A 22,381-nucleotide genomic window follows, 5' to 3' on the forward strand; every position below is an offset into this window, starting at 1 on the left:
AAGGCTATTCTTCGGCCACGTAGCGCCGCTCGTGGCGGAGCCCCATGCTGGTCAGGATCTCGTATCCGATCGTGCCGGATGCCCGCGCCACATCGTCCACCGGCATGTTCTTCCCGAACAGTTCGACATAATCCCCGGCGCGCACGGCGTTGTCAGGCAGGTCGGTGATATCGAAGATCGTCAGGTCCATGGTGATCCGGCCGGCAACCGGGACCTTGTGTCCGGCGATGAAACCTTGCCCGCCTTGCGGCACCACCTGCCTCAACGGCACGCCGCCGCTCGACTGGCTGCGCATGTAGCCGTCGGCATAACCGGCCGAGGCGATCGCCAGCCGGCTTTCACGGCGAAGCTGCAGCGCCCGCCCATAGCTGACGGTCTCGCCGGCTTCGACGCTGCGCACCTGGATGATGCGCGCTTCCGCCGTTGCGACGGGCCGCATCGGGTTCGCCATGCCGCTGACGGCCTCACCGCCATAGAGCGCAATGCCGGGGCGGGTCAGGTCGAAGTGATAATCCTCACCGAGAAAGATGCCGGCCGAGGCGGCAAGGCTTGAATCGATACCTTCATAAGCGGCGCTAACCCTGTGGAATGATTCGAGCTGCTGCCGGTTCATCGCATGGCTGGGATCATCGGCGCAGGCGAGGTGGCTCATGACAAGCACGGGCGCGAAGCTCGCAGGCCGTGAGACGTCGTCGGCGAGTGCGATCGCATCGTCGATATGCAGTCCGAGCCGATTGAAGCCGGTATCGACATGCAGCGCGCAGGGATAGTCGCCGTAATCGGCAAGCACCGCCATCCAGAAGGCGAGCTGCTCGTCGGAGGAAATCACCGGCACCAGATCATTGTCGAAGAAGCGCCGCTCGGTGCCCGGCCATATGCCTGAGAGCACGAAGATGCGCGCCTCGGGCGCATAGAGGCGAAGCGTCACGCCCTCGTCGACGGTCGCGACGAAGAAGTCGCGCGCGCCTGCCATATAGAGCGCTTCGCCGGTATCCTCGATGCCCATGCCATAGGCATCCGCCTTGACGACCGCCGAGGCGCGCGCCGCACCGGAGCGGCGCGCCATGTCGCGCCAGTTCTCCGTCAGGGCGGTCAGGTCGACGGTCAGCCGCAGGCCTGCCGAGGCAAAATTGTCATCTTCGGGGGCGTCGAAAAATTCGCTCATGATCCGCATCGAAAAGAGGCCGGAGAAGGATTCTCCGGCCAGTTTAAAGGTCAACTATGTCAAGGGAAAGCCCGGCGTTGCACCCAGCATCCGCGCGATCAGTGCTCTTCATATTGGGTGAAGGAGGGATCGGCGAGATCGGCAAAACGCGTGAATTCCGCCTGGAAGGCGAGCTTCACCGTGCCTGTCGGCCCGTGGCGCTGCTTGGCGATGATCACGTCGGCCGTGCCCTTGACCTTGTCGAACAGCGCCTCCCATTCCGGATATTTCGGATCGTGGATGTCGCGCGGCTCCGAATTCTTGACGTAATATTCCTCGCGGAACACGAAGAGCACGACGTCGGCGTCCTGCTCGATCGAGCCGGATTCGCGAAGGTCGGACAGCTGCGGCCGCTTGTCGTCGCGGCTTTCGACCTGACGCGAGAGCTGCGACAGTGCGATGATCGGAACGTTGAGCTCCTTGCCGAGCGCCTTGAGGCCGGTGGTGATTTGGGTGATTTCCTGCACGCGGTTGTCGCTGGATTTGCCCGAGCCGGTCATCAGCTGAATGTAGTCGACCACAAGCACATCGAGGCCGCGCTGGCGCTTCAGACGGCGCGCGCGGGCCGAAAGCTGGGCGATCGAGATGCCGCCGGTCTGGTCGATAAAGAGCGGCACCTTCTGCATCATCATCGAGCAGGCGACGAGCTTTTCGAAATCGGCATCGTTGATGTCGCCGCGGCGGATCTTCGAGGAGGAGACTTCCGTCTGCTCGGAGATGATACGGGTGGCGAGCTGTTCCGACGACATTTCGAGCGAGTAGAAACCGACGACGCCGCCGTTCTTTGCCTTCATGCTGCCGTCCGACTGGACTTCGCCTTCGTAGGCGGCGGCGATATTGTAGGCGATGTTTGTAGCAAGTGAGGTCTTGCCCATGCCGGGGCGTCCGGCAAGCACGATCAAGTCCGACCGCTGCAAACCGCCCATCTTGGAATCCAGCGAATGGATGCCGGTGGAAATGCCGGAAAGCCCGCCGTCACGTTCCTTGGCGACGGCCGCCATGTCGATCGCCAGCGCGACCGCATCGTTGAAGGCCTGGAAGCCGCCGTCGTAGCGGCCGTTTTCCGCCAGTTCGAAGAGGCGGCGTTCGGTATCCTCGATCTGCGACTGCGGCGGCATGTCGAGCGGCGCGTCATAGGCGATGTTGACGACGTCCTCGCCGATGGTAATCAGCGCCCGGCGCAGCGCCAGGTCGTAGATCGCCCGGCCGTAATCCTCGGCATTGATGACGGTGACGGCATTGCTGACCAGGCTCGCCAGGTATTGCGAAACCGTCATGTCGCCGACCTTCTCGTCGGCTTTCAGGAAGGTCTTGATCGTCACCGGATTGGCGATCTTGCCCATGCGGATGATATCGCCGGCAACCTCGAAGATCTTCCGATGCAGCGGTTCATAGAGATGGATCGGCTTCAGGAAGTCCGACACCCGGTAATAGGCGTCGTTGTTCATCAGGATCGCACCCAGAAGCGCTTGCTCGGCTTCGATATTGTTGGGTGCTTCGCGATAATGCTGCTCCGACGGGGCAACAGCTGCAATCTTTCGAGCGGCGTCGTTCATCATCATCCGTTCTGTCTTTTTCCAGCTCCGGATTTGCAATTCCGGACGCGAAAATCAAGAGGCTACGAAAGGAGCGGGGGCTCGCTTCGCCTAAATCCTGAACGCTGTGCACGTTGTTCGACTTCTCCACAGTCTTGGGCGACACAAAGGAGAAATACTGGCAGTGTCACCCGCACGACACGGTATGGCGCCGACTCAGCCCATCCGCTTCGGAGAATGTTATTTTAGCGCGATGCGATAAGGCACGCAGCAAAAACATCCGGAAGATCCCCTTAAAAAAGCGAACCGCTCGGCAGCTCACATCGAAGGGGTGGAAACGAAAAAGCCCGGCGCGGTGGCCGGGCTTCTCTCTCGCGGATCGCTCCGACGAAATTATGCTTCGTCTTCGTCGACGCCGTCAGCTTCCGGATCGAAGAAGTCTTCCGGACGCAGCGCGTCTTCGTCGACGCCGTAGATCGCGTCGACCGAGGTGAGTTCTTCGCCCTTGGACTGGCGCTCTGCCTCGTCGGCAGAACGGGCAACGTTCAGCTCGACGTGGATTTCGACTTCGGCATGCAGCTGCAGCTCGACCTTGTGCAGGCCGATCGACTTGATCGGCGTGTTGAGGTGAACCTGGTTGCGGCCGATGTTGAAGCCTTCGGCGCCGAGAATATCGACGACGTCACGGGCAGCAACCGAACCGTAGAGCTGGCCGGTTTCGCCGGCGGAGCGCACGACGATGAAGGACTTGCCGTCGAGAACGTCGGCGACCGTCTGGGCTTCCGACTTGCGCTCGAGGTTGCGGGCTTCGAGCGTCGCGCGCTCGGCTTCGAAGCGGGTCTTGTTGGCGGCGTTGGCGCGCAGCGCCTTGCCGAGCGGCAGCAGGTAGTTGCGGGCAAAGCCGTCGCGAACCTTTACGGTTTCGCCCATCTGGCCGAGCTTGGAAATGCGTTCGAGAAGGATGACTTGCATTTTCTTTTTCCTTTCTTGTGTCTCAGATTTTCGTATCGGATTGTTTGGGGGCATCAGCATCTTTCGTCGGGGTCAGTGCGATCGCCTTGCGCGTATCGCTGAGACCGAGGACGAGGATGAGGAGAGCTGGCAGCAGCATGAGCATCGAGGCCAGATAGCAGAGGATGAGGGCCGGTATGCGCCAGTCCTTGCCGCGCGTGCGGAAATGCAGCGAGGCGAAACCGGAAAGCATGAAGCCGGCGCCGAAGGCGCCGATCACGGTCGCACCGACCAGCGCCGGAACGCCGCCGAAAAAGCAGGCGGCAAGCCCGGCCAGGAAGATGAAGATCGAGTTGCGGTTCATCCGCAGCGACGAGGGAATATCCTCGCGCGGACGAAGGCCACCGCCGGACGCTGCAACGATGCGCACGGCGAAATAATAGGCGGCAAACAGCATGCTGACCCACATGCCGCCCTGCAAAGCCGGCAGCATCAGCAGGATCAGCGACTTGGTCTGCGCGGTCGCTGCCGGATCGGGCATGAATTCCGGCTGCTGCTGCTTGAGCGAGGTGATCAGCAGATCGACGATCGGATCGGTGATCTCAGGCCCGTAGCCGATGATCACACCGATGACGATGACGGCGAGCGTCACCAGACCGCAGAGATGCAGCAGGATATCGGAGAGCGGGTACCAGGCAAGCAGATGGTCGGGGCCGCCGAGTTCTGAGGCCGGACGCGCGAGATTGGCGAGATGGCTGAGCCAACCGGCCGGCAGCAGCGTCACCATCGTCATGATCAGCGCGAAGGAAGGCGAGATCAAGATCGCGCCCAGCGCCGCGGCGGTGACGACGGCCGAGACCGCGGCGGCATTGCCCCAGCCGAGCCCGACGATCAGGATCGGCAGCGCCGAGGCCGTATAGAGAAGCGCGCTGAAAAACGACGGCTGCATGCTCGCGCCCAGCACCAGCAGGGCGGCGGTCAATCCGGCGAGTGCGCCGATCAGCAGCGTTTTATTGTTCGGTCGTTTCAAGGTCGCTGTCCTGCTTCATCAAGCAGTTAGAGGATGTTGCTGAATCAAATTCAGAAACGTCTCAACATGGGTTTTAAGAGTTCCGATCCGCGCCCATCGCGGAAGGGAAAGGGAAGGCACGAATGCCTTCCCTCAAAGGTGTCGGCGTCGACCGATTAGGCGACGACGTAGGGCAGCAGGCCGAGGAAACGGGCGCGCTTGATCGCCTGAGCGAGTTCGCGCTGCTTCTTCTGGGAAACGGCCGTGATGCGGGACGGAACGATCTTGCCGCGCTCAGAAATGTAGCGCTGCAGCAGGCGTACGTCCTTGTAGTCGATCCGCGGTGCGTTGGCGCCGGAGAACGGGCAGGTCTTGCGGCGGCGATGGAACGGGCGGCGGACCGGAGCGGAGGAAGTTTCAGACATATCTCAGATCTCCCTTATACACGGTCTTCGCGCGGACGGCGCGGACGGTCGTCACGGTCGCCGAAGCCACCTTCACGCGGCGGACGCGGGCCGCGGTCACGATCACCGAAGCCGCCTTCACGCGGGCCACGGCCGCCTTCGCGCGGACGGTCGTCACGGTCGCGCTTCTGCATCATGGCAGACGGACCTTCTTCATGCTTCTCGACGGCGATCGTCATGTAGCGAAGAACGTCTTCGCTGATGCGCATCTGACGTTCCATTTCCTGGACGGCAGCAGCCGGTGCATCGATGTCCATCAGGGCGTAGTGCGCCTTGCGGTTCTTCTTGATGCGGTAGGTGAGGGACTTGAGGCCCCAGTTCTCGATACGCCCGACCTTACCGCCATTCGCTTCGATCACACCCTTGTACTGTTCTACGAGGGCATCGACCTGCTGAGCGGAAATATCCTGCCGGGCAAGGAATACATGTTCATAAAGAGCCATGACAGCTTTGCCTTTCTTGCGTTTGGTTCAACCCGATATTCGGCGGCTAAGCCTCAACGACTGCTCCTGATTGGGCGGACCCAGGCAAGAAAGCGTTTCCGAGACGGTCGAGAGCGGAGACACGGGAGGCTGGAACGCTTCCGTTCCGAACGATTTCCGTGAAGAAACCGGCCCTCCGTTCAGCCACCAGCCAGAAGACCGGGTTAACGAACAGGGCGGCTTATACGGATTTTTTGGGCAAAGGCAAGCGCAATCGGACACCCGAACCCGATGCCGGCCAATGGTCGGCATCGGGCAGGCGCCAAACAAATAGGATCAAAGCGTCAGCGGATACTGCCGGTGCACCTTGGCGATTTCCGCCAGGATCTCGTTCGAAAGCGTAATGTCGGCCGCGCCGATATCGATTTTCAACTGCTCCATCGAGGTCGCGCCGATGATGGCCGAGGCCATGAAGGGCCTGGAAAGGCAGAAGGCGAGCGCCATTGCTGCCGGGTCGAGGCGGTATGTTGCAGCGATCTCCAGATAGGCTTTGGTCGCCGGCTCCTGTAGCGGCTGCAGGCGACCGCCGATATCGTGGTTGATCGAGCCGCGCGAACCCTTCGGCCTGCCGCCATCGACATATTTTCCGGAGAGGATGCCGCCGGCGAGCGGAGAATAGGCGAGCAGCCCGACATCCTCATGATGCGAGAGTTCGGCGAGATCGAGGTCGAAATGGCGGTAGAGCAAGTTGTATTCGTTCTGGACGCAGGCGACCCGCGGCAGGCTCTTCTGTTCGGCGAGCGTCAGATATTTCTGTATGCCCCAGGTGGTTTCGTTGGAAAGGCCGATCGCGCGGATCTTGCCTTCCTTCACCAGCACGCCAAGCGTTTCCAGGATGTCGAGCATATTGGCGACGGCCTCGTCGCGGTTCTGGTTGAAGGGATTGTAGCTCCAGTTCTGACGGAAATGGAAATGGCCGCGGTTCGGCCAGTGGATCTGGTAGAGGTCGACGTAATCCGTCTTCAGCCGCGCCAGGCTGGCTTCGAGCGCCAGGCGGATATTCTTTGCATCGGCACCTTCGCCACCACGTATATAGTCGCGGCCGCGGCCGGCGACCTTGGTGGCGAGCACGATATCGCCGCGCTTGCCGGTCTTCTTGAACCAGCTGCCGATATAGTCTTCCGTCCAGCCCTGCGTAGCGGCCGAAATCGGGGTGGTCGGATAAAGTTCGGCCGTATCGAAGAAATTGACGCCCTTTTCGACGGCGTAGTCCATCTGCGCATGAGCATCGGCTTCGCTGTTCTGCGAACCCCAGGTCATGGTGCCAAGGCAAATCTCTGAAACGGAAATCTCGGTGCGGCCTAGCGAATTGTACTTCATGGAAAAACCTTGGGAGAGAGGTGACAGCCTTGGGAGGGTTCGCGCAAATCTAGGCTGGATTTGGCGGAGCGCAAGAGCAAAAACCGGGCATTTGCGCCAGTGCGAAAGGCTTTGCGCAGAATGAGCCGCCACTTGACTCTGCCGGAAAGAATGTCAATTGGAGGCAAAACAGCCTCAAGGGGCGTATTCAGGGGCATGAGCCAGGGAATATGAGAATGACCATTGCTTTCACTTTTCCCGGTCAGGGCAGTCAGGCCGTCGGCATGGGCAAGGATCTCGCCGAGAATTTCGCCGAAGCCCGCGCCGTCTTCGATGAGGTCGATGAGGCGCTCGGTGAAAAGCTTTCGGACGTCATGTTCAACGGTCCCGAGGATACGTTGACCTTGACGGCGAACGCCCAGCCGGCGCTGATGGCCGTCTCGATCGCCGTCGTCCGCGTTCTCGAAGCCAAAGGGCTGGATCTGAAGTCCAAGGTCGCCTACGTCGCCGGCCACTCGCTCGGCGAATATTCGGCACTGTGTGCCGCCGGCACCTTTTCGCTCGCCGACACCGCGCGGCTGTTGCGTATCCGCGGCAATGCCATGCAGGCAGCCGTCCCCGTCGGCGTCGGCGCCATGGCTGCAATCATCGGCCTCGAACATGTCGACGTCGTTGCCGTCTGCGAGGCAGCCACCGCTGTCGGCGCCTGCCAGATCGCCAACGACAATGGCGGCGGCCAGATCGTCATCTCGGGCGAGAAGGCAGCCGTCGAAAAAGCGGCCGGCCTTGCGACCGACAAGGGCGCCAAGCGTGCCATTCTGCTGCCAGTCTCCGCTCCCTTCCATTCGGCGCTGATGGCGCCTGCCGCCGACGCCATGCGCGAGGCGCTGGCAAAAGTCGCCAAGTCCGATCCCGTCGTGCCTGTCATCGCCAATGTCCGTGCCGCCCCGGTGACGAGCGCCGACGAAATCGCGAACCTCCTCGTCGAGCAGGTGACCGGCCAGGTCCGCTGGCGCGAGACGGTGGAATGGTTCGCTGGAAATGGCATCACGACGCTTTACGAACTCGGCTCCGGCAAGGTGCTGACCGGCCTTGCCCGCCGCATCGACAAGACGATCAACGGCATCTCCGTCAACGGTCCGGCGGATATCGACGCGGCCGTCGCCGCCCTCATGGCCTGATTGGTATCTCCGGACACCGGATTTGGTGTCCCTTATATAAGGAACGTTTCCATGCTCGATCTTTCCGGCCGCAAGGCTCTCGTCACCGGCGCATCGGGCGGTATCGGCGAGGAAATCGCCCGCCTTCTTCATAAGCAGGGCGCCGTCGTCGGCCTGCATGGCACCCGCGTCGAGAAGCTGGAAGCGCTGGCCGCCGATCTCGGCGAGCGCGTCAAGATCTTCCCGGCGAACCTGTCCGACCGCGATGAGGTCAAGGCGCTCGGCCAGAAAGCCGAGGCCGATCTCGAAGGCGTCGACATCCTCGTCAACAACGCCGGCATCACCCGCGACGGCCTGTTCGTGCGCATGAGCGACGAGGACTGGGACAGCGTCATCGAAGTGAACCTGACAGCGACCTTCCGCCTGACGCGCGAATTGACGCATCCGATGATGCGCCGCCGCTATGGCCGCATCATCAACATCACTTCCGTCGTCGGCGTCACCGGCAATCCGGGCCAGGCCAATTACTGCGCCTCCAAGGCCGGCATGATCGGCTTCACCAAGTCTTTGGCGCAGGAAATTGCCACCCGCAACGTGACGGTCAACTGCGTGGCACCCGGTTTCATCGAGAGCGCCATGACCGGCAAGCTGAACGATAAGCAGAAGGAAGCGATCATGGGGGCGATCCCGATGAAGCGCATGGGCACGGGTGGCGAAGTCGCTTCGGCGGTTGCTTACCTTGCGTCCTCCGAGGCTGCCTATATGACGGGCCAGACGCTGCACGTAAACGGCGGCATGGCGATGATCTGAAACGACAAACCGCTGGCATGGGAATATTTCCGCCAATAGCATGTTGAGCAATCACGAACCGTTGATTTTCTGGCTTTGCGGCAGACATAAAGCATGTTAAGCGGGCCATGACTGTGAACAGTCGTCCCGAGAAAGCAGACGGACCGGCGGGCTTTTTGCAAGCCTGGGACATCTCTGAAGCCGGGTAAACGAGTTTGCCGAGGATGTCTGAAAACATCGCAGGCTGAAACAGGGTAGGGGTGCCGCGATGGCATTCCGATCAGGACATAAGGTCGAGGAAACCGACATGAGCGATATCGCAGAACGCGTAAAGAAAATTGTTATTGATCATCTTGGCGTTGATGCCGACAAGGTCGTCGAGAGCGCCAGCTTTATCGACGATCTGGGCGCTGACTCGCTCGACACGGTCGAACTTGTCATGGCTTTCGAAGAAGAATTCGGCGTTGAAATTCCTGACGACGCTGCCGACTCGATCCTGACGGTCGGCGATGCAGTGAAGTTCATTGAGAAGGCCCAGGCCTGATCCTGTGAATTTGAGAAAGGGCGGGCCTGGAGTCCGCCCTTTTCTTTTCGGCATATTTCTCCATAGAACATAAGAGACGGGGGAAAGCACGCGATGAGACGTGTCGTCATCACCGGTACCGGCATGGTATCACCCTTGGGATGCGGAACCGAGGTGACGTGGTCCCGGCTGCTTGCCGGTCAGAACGGCGCCCGCCTCGTCACCGAATTCGAGGTCGATGACCTTCCCGCCAAGATCGCCTGCCGTATTCCTATCGGTGACGGCACCGACGGCACCTTCAATGTCGATCAGTGGATGGAGCCGAAGGAGCAGCGCAAGGTCGATCCCTTCATCATCTACGGCATGGCCGCCGCCGACATGGCGCTTGCCGATGCCGGCTGGCATCCTGAAACCGATGAGGACCAGATCGCCACCGGCGTGCTGATCGGCTCCGGCATCGGCGGCATCGAAGGCATCGTCGAGGCGGGTTACACCCTGCGCGACAAGGGCCCGCGCCGTATCTCCCCTTTCTTCATTCCCGGCCGCCTGATCAACCTCGTCTCCGGCCAGGTCTCGATCCGCCACAAGCTGCGCGGACCCAATCATTCGGTCGTCACCGCCTGCTCGACGGGTGCGCATGCGATCGGCGATGCAGCGCGGCTGATTGCGCTGGGTGATGCCGACGTCATGGTCGCCGGCGGCACGGAATCCCCTGTCAGCCGCATTTCGCTTGCAGGTTTTGCCGCCTGCAAGGCGCTGTCGACCCAACACAATGACGACCCGAAGAAAGCGTCGCGCCCCTATGATCGCGACCGCGACGGCTTCGTCATGGGCGAGGGTGCCGGCATTGTCGTGCTTGAGGAACTGGAACATGCCAAGGCGCGCGGCGCCAGGATCTACGCCGAAATCGTCGGCTACGGCCTGTCGGGCGATGCCTATCACATCACCGCGCCGTCCGAAGACGGCGAGGGCGCCGGTCGCTGCATGGCGATGGCGCTGAAGCGCGCCGGGCTGACGCCGGCCGATATCGACTACATCAATGCCCACGGTACCTCGACCATGGCCGACACGATCGAACTCGGCGCCGTCGAGCGGCTGGTCGGCAATGCGGCGTCGAAGATCTCCATGTCCTCGACTAAGTCGGCGACAGGACACCTTCTCGGTGCTGCAGGCGCCATCGAGGCGATCTTCACCACGCTCGCCATTCGCGACAATATCGCGCCGCCGACGCTCAATCTCGACAATCCCGAACGTGAGACGGCGATCGACCTTGTCCCGCACAAGGCGCGTGAGCGGGAAATCAATGTGGCGCTGTCCAACTCGTTCGGATTCGGCGGCACGAACGCGTCGCTCGTACTGCGCCGTTACGCGCAATAAGAGTCCTGCAAGCGGTGTAATGGGTCTTCCTTGCACCGCAGGCCGGCCGTCCTCTACGTTGCGTGGCAGGGCGTGCGAAAGCATAACGACCGGGAGCGGCGTCGTTGAACGGCGGCAGAACCTGCTTTTGCCGCATTGCTTCGCGAAATAGCGAAGTGAGGGTCAAGTTTTAGAGGATTGCCGGTGAGCGATACGACGAACCAGAGCAACGATACCCAGGCGCAGAAGGGACCGATCATCCCGAAGTCGCCGAGCGAAGCCCTGCGTCCGGAACGCGTTCCGGAGCCGCCGAAGCGGTCCAAGAAAGCCCGCGGCCAGGTCGTTCTTTTCCTGAACTTCATCATGACGTTGGCGGTTCTGGTCTGTGTCGTCGCCATCATCGGCTTCTACTACGCCACATCGACCTATCGGAATCCCGGTCCGCTGCAGACCAACACCAATTTTATCGTCCGCAACGGCGCTGGTCTGACCGAAATCGCCTCGAACCTCGAGCGCAACGCGATCATCAGCGATGCCCGCATCTTCCGCTATCTCACGGCAACGCATCTTTCTGCCGGTGAGAGCCTCAAGGCGGGTGAATACGAGATCAAGGCGAGGGCATCCATGAGAGATATCATGGAGCTGCTGAAATCGGGCAAGTCCATTCTCTATTCCGTTTCCTTCCCTGAGGGACTGACGGTCCGACAGATGTTCGACCGCATGCTGCAGGATACCGTGCTGGAAGGCGACTTGCCGGCGGCATTGCCGACCGAGGGTAGCCTGCGTCCGGATACCTACAAATTCTCGCGCGGCACCAAGCGCTCGGAAATCATCGAACAGATGGCGGCTGCGCAGCAGAAGCTCGTCGATCAGATCTGGGACAAGCGCGACTCGTCGCTGCCGCTGCGGTCCAAGGAAGAATTCGTGACACTCGCCTCGATCGTCGAAAAGGAAACCGGCGTTCCCGACGAGCGAGCCCACGTCGCCTCCGTTTTCCTGAACCGGCTCGGCAAGGGCATGCGCCTGCAGTCCGACCCGACGATCATCTACGGCCTCTTCGGCGGCGAGGGCAAACCGGCCGACCGGCCGATCTACCAGTCGGACCTGAAGCGGGATACACCTTACAACACCTATGTCATCAAGGGTCTGCCGCCGACGCCGATCGCCAATCCCGGCAAGGATGCGCTGGAGGCCGTCGCCAATCCCTGGAAGACGCAGGACCTCTATTTCGTCGCCGACGGCTCCGGTGGCCATGTTTTCGCTGCGACGCTCGAGGAGCACAATGCCAACGTCAAGCGCTGGCGCAAGCTCGAAGCCGACAAGGGGTCGGACCCGAACATCGCAGTCGACGGCCAGCCGGAAGAGCAGCCGGCGGATAGTGGCACGACCGTCGCGCCGCCGAAGAAAAAGAAGATCAACTGAGACTTTCGGGAGGCACGCATGGCTTTGCAGTCCATGACCGGTTTTGCGCGGCGCGAGGGAACGAGCGGCCGCTGGCGCTGGGCATGGGAATTGCGCTCGGTCAACGGCAAGGGCCTCGACCTGCGCTTGCGCCTGCCGCCCGGCCTCGAACGCATGGAGGCAGACGTCCGCCGCCTCGCCGGCGAAAGCTTCAGCCGTGGCAACCTGCAGGCATCGCTATCCGTCAGCGCCGACGAGAACCGTTTCGAGGCGGTGCTGAACAGACAAGCGCTCGCCGCCGTGCTGGCCATGCGCGAGCAGTTGGACGGTGTCATCGATCCGGCGCCGCTGAAGCTCGATACGCTGCTTCTGGTGCGCGGCATCGTCGAATTCCGCGAAAGCGAGGATGGCGAGGAGGCGCTTGCCGCCCGTGACGCCGATATCGCTGCCGGCCTGCTGGCCGCGCTTGCCGATCTGAGAGCAATGCGCGAACAGGAAGGGTCGGCGCTGGCCCGCATTCTTCACGACCACGTCACGACGATCGAAGGCCTGACACGGACGATCGAGGCCGACCCCTCGCGCTCGGCGCAGGAGATCGCAGCGCGGCTTGCCGCGCAGGTCGCCTTGTTGATGGACGGCATGGCCGCGCTCGACCGCGACAGGCTGCTTGCCGAAGCCGCGCTGCTGGCGACCAAGGCAGATCTGCGCGAGGAAATCGATCGTCTGAAGGCTCATGTCGCCGCAGCGCGCGATCTCCTGGTGAAAGGTGGCCCCGCCGGGCGCCGGCTGGACTTCCTTGCACAGGAATTTAACCGCGAATCGAATACCATCTGCTCGAAGTCGAATGCCTCGGCGGTCACCGCTGCCGGCATCGAGCTGAAAGTCGTGATCGACCAGTTCCGCGAGCAGGTCCAGAATTTGGAGTAAGACATGAAACCGGCGAAATCCTCGCCCGTGCAGATCGCCCGCCGCGGTTTGATGCTTGTCATCTCGTCGCCGTCAGGCGCCGGCAAGTCCACCATCGCGCGCACGCTGCTGGAGACCGACAGGCAAATCGGCCTTTCCGTCAGCGTCACCACGCGCCAGCGCCGCCCGAGCGAAGTCGAGGATGTGCACTACCACTTCAAGAGTGTGCGCGAGTTCGAGCGGCTGCGCGATAGCGACGCGCTGCTCGAATGGGCCGAGGTGCATGGCAATTTCTACGGCACGCCGCGCGAGCCGGTCGAGCAGGCCATGGGCGAAGGCCGCGACATGCTCTTCGACATCGATTGGCAGGGCGCCCAGCAATTGCAGGAGAAGATGTCGGCCGACGTCGTCTCGATCTTCGTGCTGCCGCCGACCATGACCGAGCTTCAGTCGCGGCTGCATCGCCGTGCCGAGGATTCCGAGGAGGTCATCCAGACGCGCCTCGCCAACAGCCGCGCCGAGATCGCCCACTGGCGCGAATACGACTATGTCATCGTCAATGACGATCTCAACGCCGCCCTCGACGCCGTCCAGTCGATCGTCAAGGCCGAACGCCTGCGTCGCGACCGCCGCCACGGCATGTTCGACTTCGTCCGCGAGTTGCTGGAAGAGACGCCGTCGCTTTAGAGTAAACTCCTGGGAAAACCGCTTCGCACCTCGCTGGAGTTGCCCTACAGGCTGTTCGCGAGAAGGCAGAATTCCTCGACGGACAAGGTTTCAGCCCGCCGCGCCGGATCGATCCCGGCCTTGACGAGCAGGCTCTCGCCGCCGAGCGGTTTCAGGCTTTGACGGAGCATCTTGCGGCGCTGGCCGAAGGCGGCCTGCGTCACCTTTTCCAGGTTGGCGACGGCGCAGGGGATGGGGGTGTCGCGGGGTATGAGATGCACGACCGTCGACGTCACTTTCGGCGGCGGCGTGAAGGCTTGCGGCGGCACGTCGAAGGCCATGCGTGCCTCCGTCCGCCAGCCGCAGAGCACGCCCAGGCGGCCGTAATGGTCATCGTCTTCGTTGGCGACGATACGCTCGCCGACTTCCTTCTGAAACATCAGCGTCAGCGACTGCCAGAACGGCGGCCAGGCTTTCGGCAGCAGCCAATTGACCAGCAACTGCGTGCCGACATTGTAGGGCAGGTTGGCGATGATCTTGACCGGGCCTTCCGGGACCAAGGTCTCGAAATCAATCTTCAGCGCATCGCCTTCGATCACCTCCAGCCGGCCGGGATAATGATCGGCGATCTCGGCGAGTGCCGGCAGGCAGCGGGGATCCCGCTCGATGGCGATGACCTTTCTGGCGCCGAGCGCCAGGATCGCCCGCGTCAATCCGCCAGGGCCGGGGCCGACCTCAACGATGGTCGCCTCATCGAGTGTGCCCGCCGTGCGGGCGATCTTCTGCGTCAGGTTGAGGTCGAGCAGGAAATTCTGCCCGAGCGCCTTGCGCGCATCGAGGCCGTGACGCTGGATGACGTCGCGAAGCGGCGGCAGGCCATCGAGTGGTGCCATCAGCGACGGCTTTCCACACTGCGGCCGAGTTGCGCGGCGAGCTTCAGCGCTGCGACGAGGCTGTGCTCGCGCGCCAGTCCCTTGCCGGCAATGCCGAAAGCGGTGCCGTGATCCGGCGAGGTGCGCACGAAGGGAAGCCCGAGCGTCACGTTGACGCTGTCGTCGAAACCAAGTGCCTTGGCCGGGATCAACGCCTGATCGTGATACATGCAGATGGCGACGTCGTATCGCGACCGCGCCTCGTCATGAAACATCGTATCGGCGGGCAGGGGGCCGATCGCATCGATGCCCTCGTCGCGCAGGCGCTCGATCGCCGGGCGGATGACGTCTTCGTCCTCCGTGCCGATCGCTCCGCCTTCGCCCGCATGCGGGTTGAGGCCGGCAACGGCGAGCCGCGGTGCCTCGATGCCGAAGCGCTGCTTCAGGTCTTCATGGGCGATCCGGCAGGTTTCCATGATCAGTTCGCCCGTCAGCGCCGCCGGCACGTCCCGGATCGGAATGTGGATGGTGACGGGAATGGCCCGGAGCTTCGGTCCGGACAGCATCATGACAGGTGTCACCGGCCGGCCGGTCGCCCTGGCGGCGAGATCGGCGAGAAATTCGGTATGGCCGGGAAACCGGAAACCTGCCTCGTAAAGCACGGCCTTGGCGATCGGATTGGTGACGACCGCGAGCGCTTCGCCGCTGATGACAAGCGACACGGCTTTCTCGATCGACGCGATCGTGCCTTTCGCGGTCGCCTCATGCGGTTCGCCGGCCACGACCTCGATACCAGCAGGTATGGTCATGACGGGCAGCGCGTCGGCAAATATCCCAGCGGCTTCGCTGGCTTTATCGGTCTCGCGAATCGAAACCGCCAGATTGAGCTGGCGGGCTCTCAGCGCCAGAACATCGGGGTCGCCGATCAGGAAGAAAGGTGGCAGCCCGAGTTCACGCCGCCTCAGCCAGGCCGTCAAAGTAATATCCGGCCCGATGCCGGCGGGGTCGCCCTGGCTCAGCGCAAGCGGTTGCGAAAACGGTATCGCCATTGTCGGTCAGCGATAGGCGATCTGCGCCTTTTTGCGCAGTTCATCCAGGTATTTCTTGCTGTTTTCGTTTTCCGGGCTGGCGTCCTTGCCACCCTTGGACTTGTCGAGATCTTCCTGGCGGAAAACCATCTCGGCGGCCTGGTCGTCGGAGACCTGCCGCTGGCTGCAGATTGCCAGATATTCGACGCCCTTGTCGGTGACGCGGGTCCCTGTCGTGTTGCCCTTGGCCTGCTCGACCAGCGGCTTCCAATCCGGCGGGATCTCGGGGGCGAGCATGCGGCCGAGATCGCGCACGGAAACGTCGCGCATCGTCGCAGCAAACACCTTTGCCTGATCGCAGCCCGGAAATTTGGAGCGCGACGCCTCGGCCTCGCCCTTGCGCTTGCCGGTGATGGCGCCGCGCTTGGCTTGCGGAATGACGAAGATGACCTGCTGCAGCATATATTCCGTCGTCACCGGCTTCTGCTTGTTGTTCTGCATCATGCGCGAGACGAGATCATAGTTCGACAGCCGTGAGGTCGAGCCGTAGCGGGCGTTGACGACACGCGGCCAGCTCATCTGCACGGCGATGAAACCCTTGAAATGATCGACGCCGACGCCGGCGCGATCAAGGATCTGCGACATCTGCTCAGGGGACAGCTTGTTGCCGCTCGAAAAACGCGCGAAAGACGCATCGACGTCCTGCTGCGAAACCGACATATGGACGCGGGTGACTTCCTGCCGCTTGAGCGCCTCGTCGATCAATTGCTCCTCGGCGGCCTTGGCATCGGCCTTCGTATGCTGCAGGCGCAGGAAGGCCTGACGCTTGGCGACATCGCCGCTGGTGATGGCCGTGCCGTTCACCACGGCCTTGACTTCACTGGCCGCAAGCGCTGAACCGGCAAAGCCTGTCAGCAATGCAAGCGCTGCCCCGGCGAGGAACTTGGTTATGGCTTTTTTCGCGTCAATCATCTGTTGACCTCCCGATAGCGTCGCGAGACGTTGTTCGCGGCGTTCTTACCACAGTGCGAGACACGCGGAAATCGCTTCCGTCACGGCGCGAAACCCCTATGCCTCAGATATCGACTGGCGGCAATGTCCTGCACAGGCTTACGGCGAAAGAATGGCTTCAGCCCATCTTTGCGCCGTCCGCCCGTCATTCCAGGGTGTCGGAGCCGATCTTGATGTCGCCGAGCGTGCGGAAGGTCAGCCGAGCGCCGATCGTCCAGTCGCTTGCCGTCTCGTCGTCGGAATCCCTGCTGTCCGTATAGGCGATCGTGAAGATCGTGCATTCGTCTTCATAAGAGAGGCCGAGCGTCCGGCGGCTGATCACATCATTGTTCAGATCCCAGGCAATGCCGCCAAAGATCGACCAGTAATCCTTGAACTTGACCCTGCTGTTGGTCTGGATCTCGTCATTGTCCTCGGCGAAGCCATATGCCGGCTGAGCGCTGAGATGGGTGTAGGTCAGCTGCGTCGAGAAGGTGTCGTTCTGGTAGGCCGTCGTCAGGTCGCCGCGGCGGAATTCGAAGTCCTTCTCGTCGAGGCGGTAGGAGGCTGCGACGGAAACGCCGTACGGTGTTTCGACGCCGCCAAGGCCGACATAATCGGAGCGGTCGGTTTCAAGGCCCGAATCCGCACCGACATTGACGAGGTCATCGGTCGCAAACGAATTCTGGCCGGCGATCTGATAGGATTGGCCGAAGATGCCGTGCAGCTTGTAGCCGCTGTCGAATGTACCGGTGTACTGGATACCGACATTGGCGCGGGTACCGCCTTCGATCCGGTCGTAGCCCGAGAACTTGTCACGGTCGAACAGCGAGGTGGCGTCGAAGACGAAGCTCTGCGCATCCTCGTTCGGCAGGCGCCCTGCGAGCTGCTCGTCGGGGCGGGCATAGATCTGTGCGATCGGCTCGAGGATATGGGTGCTATTGTCGGTCGTCATCAGTATCGGATAACGCATCTCCAGTCCGGCCGTGAACATCGAGCGGGTGGCGGAATTGCCGTCGACATAGTTGCCGGTGTAGCCGGTGGGATCATCCATATTCAGCGCGAAGGCATCGCCGCGCGCAGCCAGCAGCGGCGTGATCACTAGGCCGGTCGGCGTGACATAGGTGCGCTTCCATTGCAGCTCGGCAGTCAGCCGCGAGGTCTGGCCCTTCAGGCCGCGGAAGCGGTCGAAGCCGTCGACGGTATAGAAGTCGTCATGGGTGCGCGAAATATTCGTCAGGTTGACATCCGCCGAAAGCTCGCCGCCGGCAAGCGGCTGCGGCGCCACATAGTGATAGTCGAGCGACGGATAGACGATCGCCTGCTGCTTTTCGGCGGTATTCGTCCGGTCGGCATCCTGGACGTCGAAATAGAACGCCCGCATGTCGAAATAATTGCGTTTCCCGAGCCCTGTCAGGTAGATCTGGTTGGTACGATCGGTACCGGTCAGGCCGCGCAGCTTGTACGTTTTCGAGAAATTGTTGTCGCTCTGCATCATGACGTCCCAGCCGAACGTCCAGCGCGGATTGATGCGGAATTCGGCCTTCGATGCCACCATGCCACGCTGCTCAGCTTCGGCATCGGTGGTGCCGGAGCTGAAATTGCCCGGCTTTGCCTGGTCGATGCCGGCAACGCGCAGGATATGTGTGCCATTTTCGAAGCGCTGGCGGAATTCGCCTTCGATGAGGAAGCCCTGGGCCGTGTAGCCCGTCGCGGTGACCGTCGCGTCCATGCTCGGCGAGATCACATAATAATAAGGAACGGAAAGACCGAAGCCGAGATTTTGCGACAGGCTCATCGTCGGGAAGAGAAAGCCCGACTTGCGCTTCACCGTATTGTCGGGAACTTCGATGAACGGCAGGAAGGCGATCGGATGGCCGAGCAACTCGAAGCGCGCTCTCTCCAGACGGATCGTATGCGTCTCGCCGTTCTGGATCACCCGCTGGGCCTTGACCTGCCAGAAGGGCGCGCGCTTCGGATCTTCGGCGCAGGGAAGGCAGGCCGTGTAGACACCCTTGTTGAGAATCATCTTCGTGCCGCCGACGCGCTCGCCGCTTTCGGCGACGATGCGGGTATTGTCGGCGGTCTCGATGCGCAACGAGTTCAGGAACCCGTCGGCAAAATTGTCGGTCACATCAAGGTTGTCGGCATAGATACGGTTGCCGTCCGGGCTGACCAGCTCGACATTGCCAAGCGCCATCATCCGGCCGGTCTTCTGATTGTACTCGACCTTCTGCGCGACCATTTTATAGCCGCCATAGTTGATCTGCACGCCGCCGACCGCCGACACCAGATCGGCGTCACGGTTATAGACCAGTTCATTGGCCGAAAGCAGAAGCTTGGCCCCTTCGGGGATCTTCGTCTCGATATTTTGTTCAGGCGCGCTGGCCTGGCCGTAAGAGGCCGGGACGCTGCCGAAATAGGAACATAGAGTCGCGCCGACAAGCAGGGCAACCAGCTGTTTACTAATAAAATACTTGCGGTCGCCTGCCGCCACTAGCCGTCCTCCTGATGAAGCAGAATAGTCGCACCCAAGGCCAGCGCGACGACCACCGGTATCCACGTCGCCACGAAGGGGGGCACAACTCCACTGCTTCCGAATGCCTTTACAAGCACGGTGATGACATAAAGCATGAAGCCCGAAAGGATGCCACCCAGAATCACGGAGCGGGATTGGTTGAACCGGCTAAATTTTAGGGACACTGTTGCGGCTATGAAAGTCATCGCCACCAGCAGCAATGGCTGGGACAACAGGGAGTTGAATTGCGTCTCCAGCGCCTTGGTCGAGATGCCGAAGGATTTGGCCGCCGCAATCCGGTTGGAAAGGTCAAAGAAACCAATTGTTTCCGGCGCTGTCAGCCGCTCCTGGACAAAGTCCTGTTTCAGATTGGTGCGAAGTTGAACCGAAGCTTTACGCACGGGGATTTCGCCAGGCTTGCGCTCGACAACGTTGTTAAGTTGCCAGTAACCATCTTCCAACTTTGCCGTGGCGGCGTCCTGTCTCAGAATGACCTGACCGCTTGAATCGAAATGGATCAGCACCGCGTCGATCAGCTTGGTTCCGCTCTCTTGGACCGTTTGGGCGCCGATGATGACATCGTCCCGGCCGCTGATCTGGCGCAGCCACGGAATCTGCGGTGCCTTGCGCAGAACCGCGTTCTCGCCGCGCCAGTCGGATTCGACCAGCAGCGCCTGGCGCTGTCCCCAGGCGGCAAGTGGGTTCAGCGCCGCCATCGTCAACAGGCCGAGCACCAGCGAGCCGGCGATGAAGGGGAACATGAACTGCCAGACCGAAATGCCGGCTGCGCGCGTGACGACGAGTTCATATTTGCGGTTGAGGCCGATCAGCACCGTCATGCCGACGAAGAGAGCTATGAACGGCACCGTCTGCTGCAGGATGAGCGGCAGGCGCACGGCGGTCATCAGGACGCCGCCGCCGATCGTGTAGCCGGGGAGGCCGGACATGCGGCCCGCCGTCTCGCTGAAATCGAGGAGGAAGGAGATCGCCGAGACGCCGATCAGGAACCAGCCCGTCGTCACCAGATAGCGGCGAAAGAAATAACGCGACAATGTCCCGAACATCATTGGGCAGCGCCCCCGCCGGTCCTGCCGGTCACGGCAAGCAGCCTTTCCTGCATCCCTCTCCAGAAGGACGAAATCCGGTCCCGGATGAACGACGGCATGACCAGTCGTTTGTGCAGGCCGAGGAAGACGATCGAGACGATGCTGCTGACGATCGGGATGGCGTAGAGGACGGCGATATATTCAGGGTCGGTATCGATCTGATTGGCCGCGTAGAAGGCCGCCCATCGCATCGCGAAGGCATAGGCGAGAGCGCTCACCATCGGATGCAGCCGCGCTTCGCGGTGCGAGCGCGCATCGCCGGCGATCGCCAGCGAAAACAGCGCAAAGACGACGGGCAGGATCCAGTCGGTCAGCCGCCGATGCAGTTCGGCGCGGTAGCTCTGCGGCCGGATCGTATAGTCCTTGTCGGCCGGATCCGGATTGATCAGGAACCACAGGTCACGGTCGCTGGCGCGCAGCGTCGCCTGACCGCGATTCTCCGTCATGTCCGAGAGGTCGAAGGAATAGGAATCGAAATTGATGACTGAGACGTTGCCATCGGGCGTTTTGCGGTGCACTTCGCCCTCATGCATGATCAGCGTCGTGCCCGTATCGTCGACGGCGCCTTCCTTCGCATAATAGATCAGTTCGTAGGCCGGGTCGCGCTCGTCGGCGACGAAAAGGCCCTTCAGCATGCGGCCGGCCATCCGCTTCGAGATCTGCACATACAGGCCTTCATCGAGCTTGCGGAAGGTCTTTTCCTCAATCACCGAAGAGAGGAGGTCAGCATAGGTCTCGGCGATCATCTGGCGCACGACGGTCTTTGCGCGCGGCTCGACGACGTTGTCGACGAAGAATGAAAAGACGCTGATGGCGGCGGCAAGCAGCAGGATCGGACGGATCAGCACGCTGCGCCGTGCCCCGGCCGCATCGATGACGGTCAGCTCGGAATCATTGTTCATCGTCGTCAGCGTCTGGGTGATCGCGATAACGAGAGCGAAGGGCAGCACGACGGGAATGATCGACGGCAGGATCATCGTCGCCAGCTTGGCGAACGAGCCGATCGACTGGCCGCTGTCGGTAACCAGATTGATGCGCTGCAGAACCTGAGTCGTCCAAATGATCGCCAGAACGGGCAGGAGCGCCACGAGAAACATCTGGCCGACGCGCCGCAATATGTATGTCTCGAGTAGTTTCATGCCTGCCCTTGAAAGCACCTGCACGCCCAAACGGCTTTGCAGGAGAATCCCTCTACGCTCTTTGTCGCGCTTTTGCGACAAGCTGGTGTCAAAAATTCATTCAAATTTCAGAATTTTTTTGATGCTGTTGCGACTCAGTTAACGCCAGCAATGCGGCGAAGACGACAAGCGAGGAAAGCCATCCGAGAACGACGTCGGAAAGGTAGTGCGCGCCGAAGGATAGCCGCATCGCCGGGGTGAGGATCGAGATCGCCGCCACGGGCGGCGCCAGCGCATAACGCAGGGATTTCGGAACGAAGAGCAGAAGGCAGAAGAGCCAGCCGGCGCTTGCAGCCTCGCCTGAGATGAATGAGCAGTTCGAAACGCATTTACCGGCAAGCGAACCTGCCTCGGCGAAATGCAGCGCACCGCCGAAAATATCCGTCTGTATCGGCCGCGGCCGGCCCCAATGTTCCTTCAGGACGACATTGACGAGCAGCACCGGCCCGATCAGCAGCGTTCCGAGCGCGACTTTGAGCTTTTGCGCCCGCGCAGCGTTGAAGGTCGCGCCATGCTGCCGGTAGCACTCGACGAGTTTCCACACCATCACGATCGCCACCACATAGGGCAGGCGGAAGAAGACGGTGCGCAGCAGGTCGAAGGCCGCGACGTCGCGATAGGGAAAGCCGCCGCAGATGCTCCCGGCAGCAGCAGTCGCGTCGCAATCTGCGCCCACGAAAAAAAGCTGGGAAAAATAGATGTCTATTCCGGGAAAGGCGCGGAAGACGGCAAGCAGCGCCCACCACATCCAAAACAGCAGCATGAATGCACCGAAAGTCGTTTTCGGCAGGCGGATTGCCAGGTCCCGCCATCGATTTTTCGAAAAAACTGTCAACGCGAATATCTACGAAACTGACGAAAACATGAGGGCCGTGATGGCCGCGGGCGATCATAACAATTGTCGCAAGCCATTGACAGACCCGCCAAACGCGAAATTATCCGCG

The 22,381-nt window shown here is 61.5% G+C and carries 21 protein-coding genes; 7 read left to right on the top strand and 14 right to left on the bottom strand.

Features of this window, described 5'->3' with window-relative positions; all coding sequences use genetic code 11:
• Positions 1–4: 4 nt before the first annotated feature.
• The 7 genes from alr to AC244Q_RS05990 form a co-directional block, all read right to left on the bottom strand.
• Positions 5–1,174 (bottom strand): alanine racemase, encoded by a 1,170-nt coding sequence (gene alr, locus AC244Q_RS05960; RefSeq protein ID WP_206641102.1) that lies wholly within the window; start codon positions 1,172–1,174, stop codon positions 5–7.
• Positions 1,175–1,263: 89 nt separating this feature from the next.
• Positions 1,264–2,760 carry a replicative DNA helicase gene (locus AC244Q_RS05965; RefSeq protein ID WP_012756827.1) on the bottom strand — a complete coding sequence of 499 codons (1,497 nt, stop codon included), beginning with the start codon at positions 2,758–2,760 and terminating at the stop codon, positions 1,264–1,266.
• A gap of 372 nt (positions 2,761–3,132) precedes the next feature.
• Entirely contained in the window at positions 3,133–3,711 is a 579-nt protein-coding gene (gene rplI / locus AC244Q_RS05970; protein WP_012756828.1) for a 50S ribosomal protein L9, read from the bottom strand.
• 22 nt (positions 3,712–3,733) lie between these two features.
• Positions 3,734–4,720 (bottom strand): DUF2232 domain-containing protein, encoded by a 987-nt coding sequence (locus AC244Q_RS05975; RefSeq protein WP_128407199.1) that lies wholly within the window; start codon positions 4,718–4,720, stop codon positions 3,734–3,736.
• Between the two features lie 155 nt (positions 4,721–4,875).
• Positions 4,876–5,124 carry a 30S ribosomal protein S18 gene (gene rpsR / locus AC244Q_RS05980; RefSeq protein ID WP_003547038.1) on the bottom strand — a complete coding sequence of 83 codons (249 nt, stop codon included), beginning with the start codon at positions 5,122–5,124 and terminating at the stop codon, positions 4,876–4,878.
• Between the two features lie 14 nt (positions 5,125–5,138).
• Positions 5,139–5,606 (bottom strand): 30S ribosomal protein S6, encoded by a 468-nt coding sequence (gene rpsF / locus AC244Q_RS05985; RefSeq protein ID WP_003547040.1) that lies wholly within the window; start codon positions 5,604–5,606, stop codon positions 5,139–5,141.
• A gap of 315 nt (positions 5,607–5,921) precedes the next feature.
• Positions 5,922–6,965 carry an aldo/keto reductase gene (locus AC244Q_RS05990; protein ID WP_012756830.1) on the bottom strand — a complete coding sequence of 348 codons (1,044 nt, stop codon included), beginning with the start codon at positions 6,963–6,965 and terminating at the stop codon, positions 5,922–5,924.
• Positions 6,966–7,180: 215 nt separating this feature from the next.
• On the opposite strand from AC244Q_RS05990, the gene fabD reads away from it, so the two are divergent.
• The 7 genes from fabD to gmk all read left to right on the top strand — a co-directional run bounded on the left by fabD (position 7,181) and on the right by gmk (position 13,766).
• Positions 7,181–8,125, top strand: coding sequence for an ACP S-malonyltransferase (gene fabD, locus AC244Q_RS05995; RefSeq protein WP_128407200.1), 945 nt, complete (start codon positions 7,181–7,183; stop codon positions 8,123–8,125).
• A 51-nt stretch (positions 8,126–8,176) separates the two neighbouring features.
• The gene (gene fabG / locus AC244Q_RS06000; protein ID WP_003547046.1) at positions 8,177–8,914 is read left to right on the top strand and encodes a 3-oxoacyl-[acyl-carrier-protein] reductase; all 738 of its coding nucleotides are present in this window, start codon (positions 8,177–8,179) and stop codon (positions 8,912–8,914) included.
• A gap of 286 nt (positions 8,915–9,200) precedes the next feature.
• Positions 9,201–9,437 carry an acyl carrier protein gene (locus tag AC244Q_RS06005; RefSeq protein ID WP_003547058.1) on the top strand — a complete coding sequence of 79 codons (237 nt, stop codon included), beginning with the start codon at positions 9,201–9,203 and terminating at the stop codon, positions 9,435–9,437.
• A 93-nt stretch (positions 9,438–9,530) separates the two neighbouring features.
• Positions 9,531–10,793, top strand: a complete 1,263-nt coding sequence (gene fabF, locus AC244Q_RS06010; RefSeq protein WP_003558188.1) for a beta-ketoacyl-ACP synthase II — start codon at positions 9,531–9,533, stop codon at positions 10,791–10,793.
• A 183-nt stretch (positions 10,794–10,976) separates the two neighbouring features.
• Entirely contained in the window at positions 10,977–12,194 is a 1,218-nt protein-coding gene (gene mltG, locus AC244Q_RS06015) for an endolytic transglycosylase MltG (RefSeq protein WP_012756832.1), read from the top strand.
• An 18-nt stretch (positions 12,195–12,212) separates the two neighbouring features.
• Positions 12,213–13,100 carry a YicC/YloC family endoribonuclease gene (locus tag AC244Q_RS06020; RefSeq protein WP_128405751.1) on the top strand — a complete coding sequence of 296 codons (888 nt, stop codon included), beginning with the start codon at positions 12,213–12,215 and terminating at the stop codon, positions 13,098–13,100.
• A gap of 3 nt (positions 13,101–13,103) precedes the next feature.
• On the top strand, positions 13,104–13,766 hold the full coding sequence (gene gmk, locus AC244Q_RS06025; protein WP_003547062.1) for a guanylate kinase: 663 nt from the start codon (positions 13,104–13,106) through the stop codon (positions 13,764–13,766).
• Positions 13,767–13,810: 44 nt separating this feature from the next.
• Here gmk and rsmA read toward each other — a convergent pair whose 3' ends face one another.
• The 7 genes from rsmA to AC244Q_RS06060 all read right to left on the bottom strand — a co-directional run bounded on the left by rsmA (position 13,811) and on the right by AC244Q_RS06060 (position 22,272).
• On the bottom strand, positions 13,811–14,638 hold the full coding sequence (gene rsmA, locus AC244Q_RS06030) for a 16S rRNA (adenine(1518)-N(6)/adenine(1519)-N(6))-dimethyltransferase RsmA (protein WP_012756834.1): 828 nt from the start codon (positions 14,636–14,638) through the stop codon (positions 13,811–13,813).
• Positions 14,638–15,666 (bottom strand): 4-hydroxythreonine-4-phosphate dehydrogenase PdxA, encoded by a 1,029-nt coding sequence (gene pdxA / locus AC244Q_RS06035; RefSeq protein WP_113547975.1) that lies wholly within the window; start codon positions 15,664–15,666, stop codon positions 14,638–14,640. The genes rsmA and pdxA overlap by 1 nt, the downstream gene beginning before the upstream one ends.
• 6 nt (positions 15,667–15,672) lie before the next feature.
• The gene (locus tag AC244Q_RS06040) at positions 15,673–16,617 is read right to left on the bottom strand and encodes a SurA N-terminal domain-containing protein (protein ID WP_012756836.1); all 945 of its coding nucleotides are present in this window, start codon (positions 16,615–16,617) and stop codon (positions 15,673–15,675) included.
• 184 nt (positions 16,618–16,801) lie between these two features.
• Positions 16,802–19,132: an LPS-assembly protein LptD gene (locus tag AC244Q_RS06045; protein ID WP_012756837.1), complete on the bottom strand. Its 2,331-nt coding sequence runs from the start codon at positions 19,130–19,132 to the stop codon at positions 16,802–16,804.
• Positions 19,132–20,220 (bottom strand): LPS export ABC transporter permease LptG, encoded by a 1,089-nt coding sequence (gene lptG / locus AC244Q_RS06050; RefSeq protein WP_012756838.1) that lies wholly within the window; start codon positions 20,218–20,220, stop codon positions 19,132–19,134. Before lptG ends, AC244Q_RS06045 begins: the two co-directional genes overlap by 1 nt.
• Entirely contained in the window at positions 20,217–21,398 is a 1,182-nt protein-coding gene (gene lptF, locus AC244Q_RS06055; RefSeq protein ID WP_012756839.1) for an LPS export ABC transporter permease LptF, read from the bottom strand. Before lptF ends, lptG begins: the two co-directional genes overlap by 4 nt.
• Positions 21,399–21,498: 100 nt before the next feature.
• Positions 21,499–22,272, bottom strand: coding sequence for a phosphatase PAP2 family protein (locus tag AC244Q_RS06060; RefSeq protein WP_113547974.1), 774 nt, complete (start codon positions 22,270–22,272; stop codon positions 21,499–21,501).
• Positions 22,273–22,381 lie beyond the last annotated feature (109 nt).

It is taken from the genome of Rhizobium sp. CB2179, assembly GCF_057653455.1.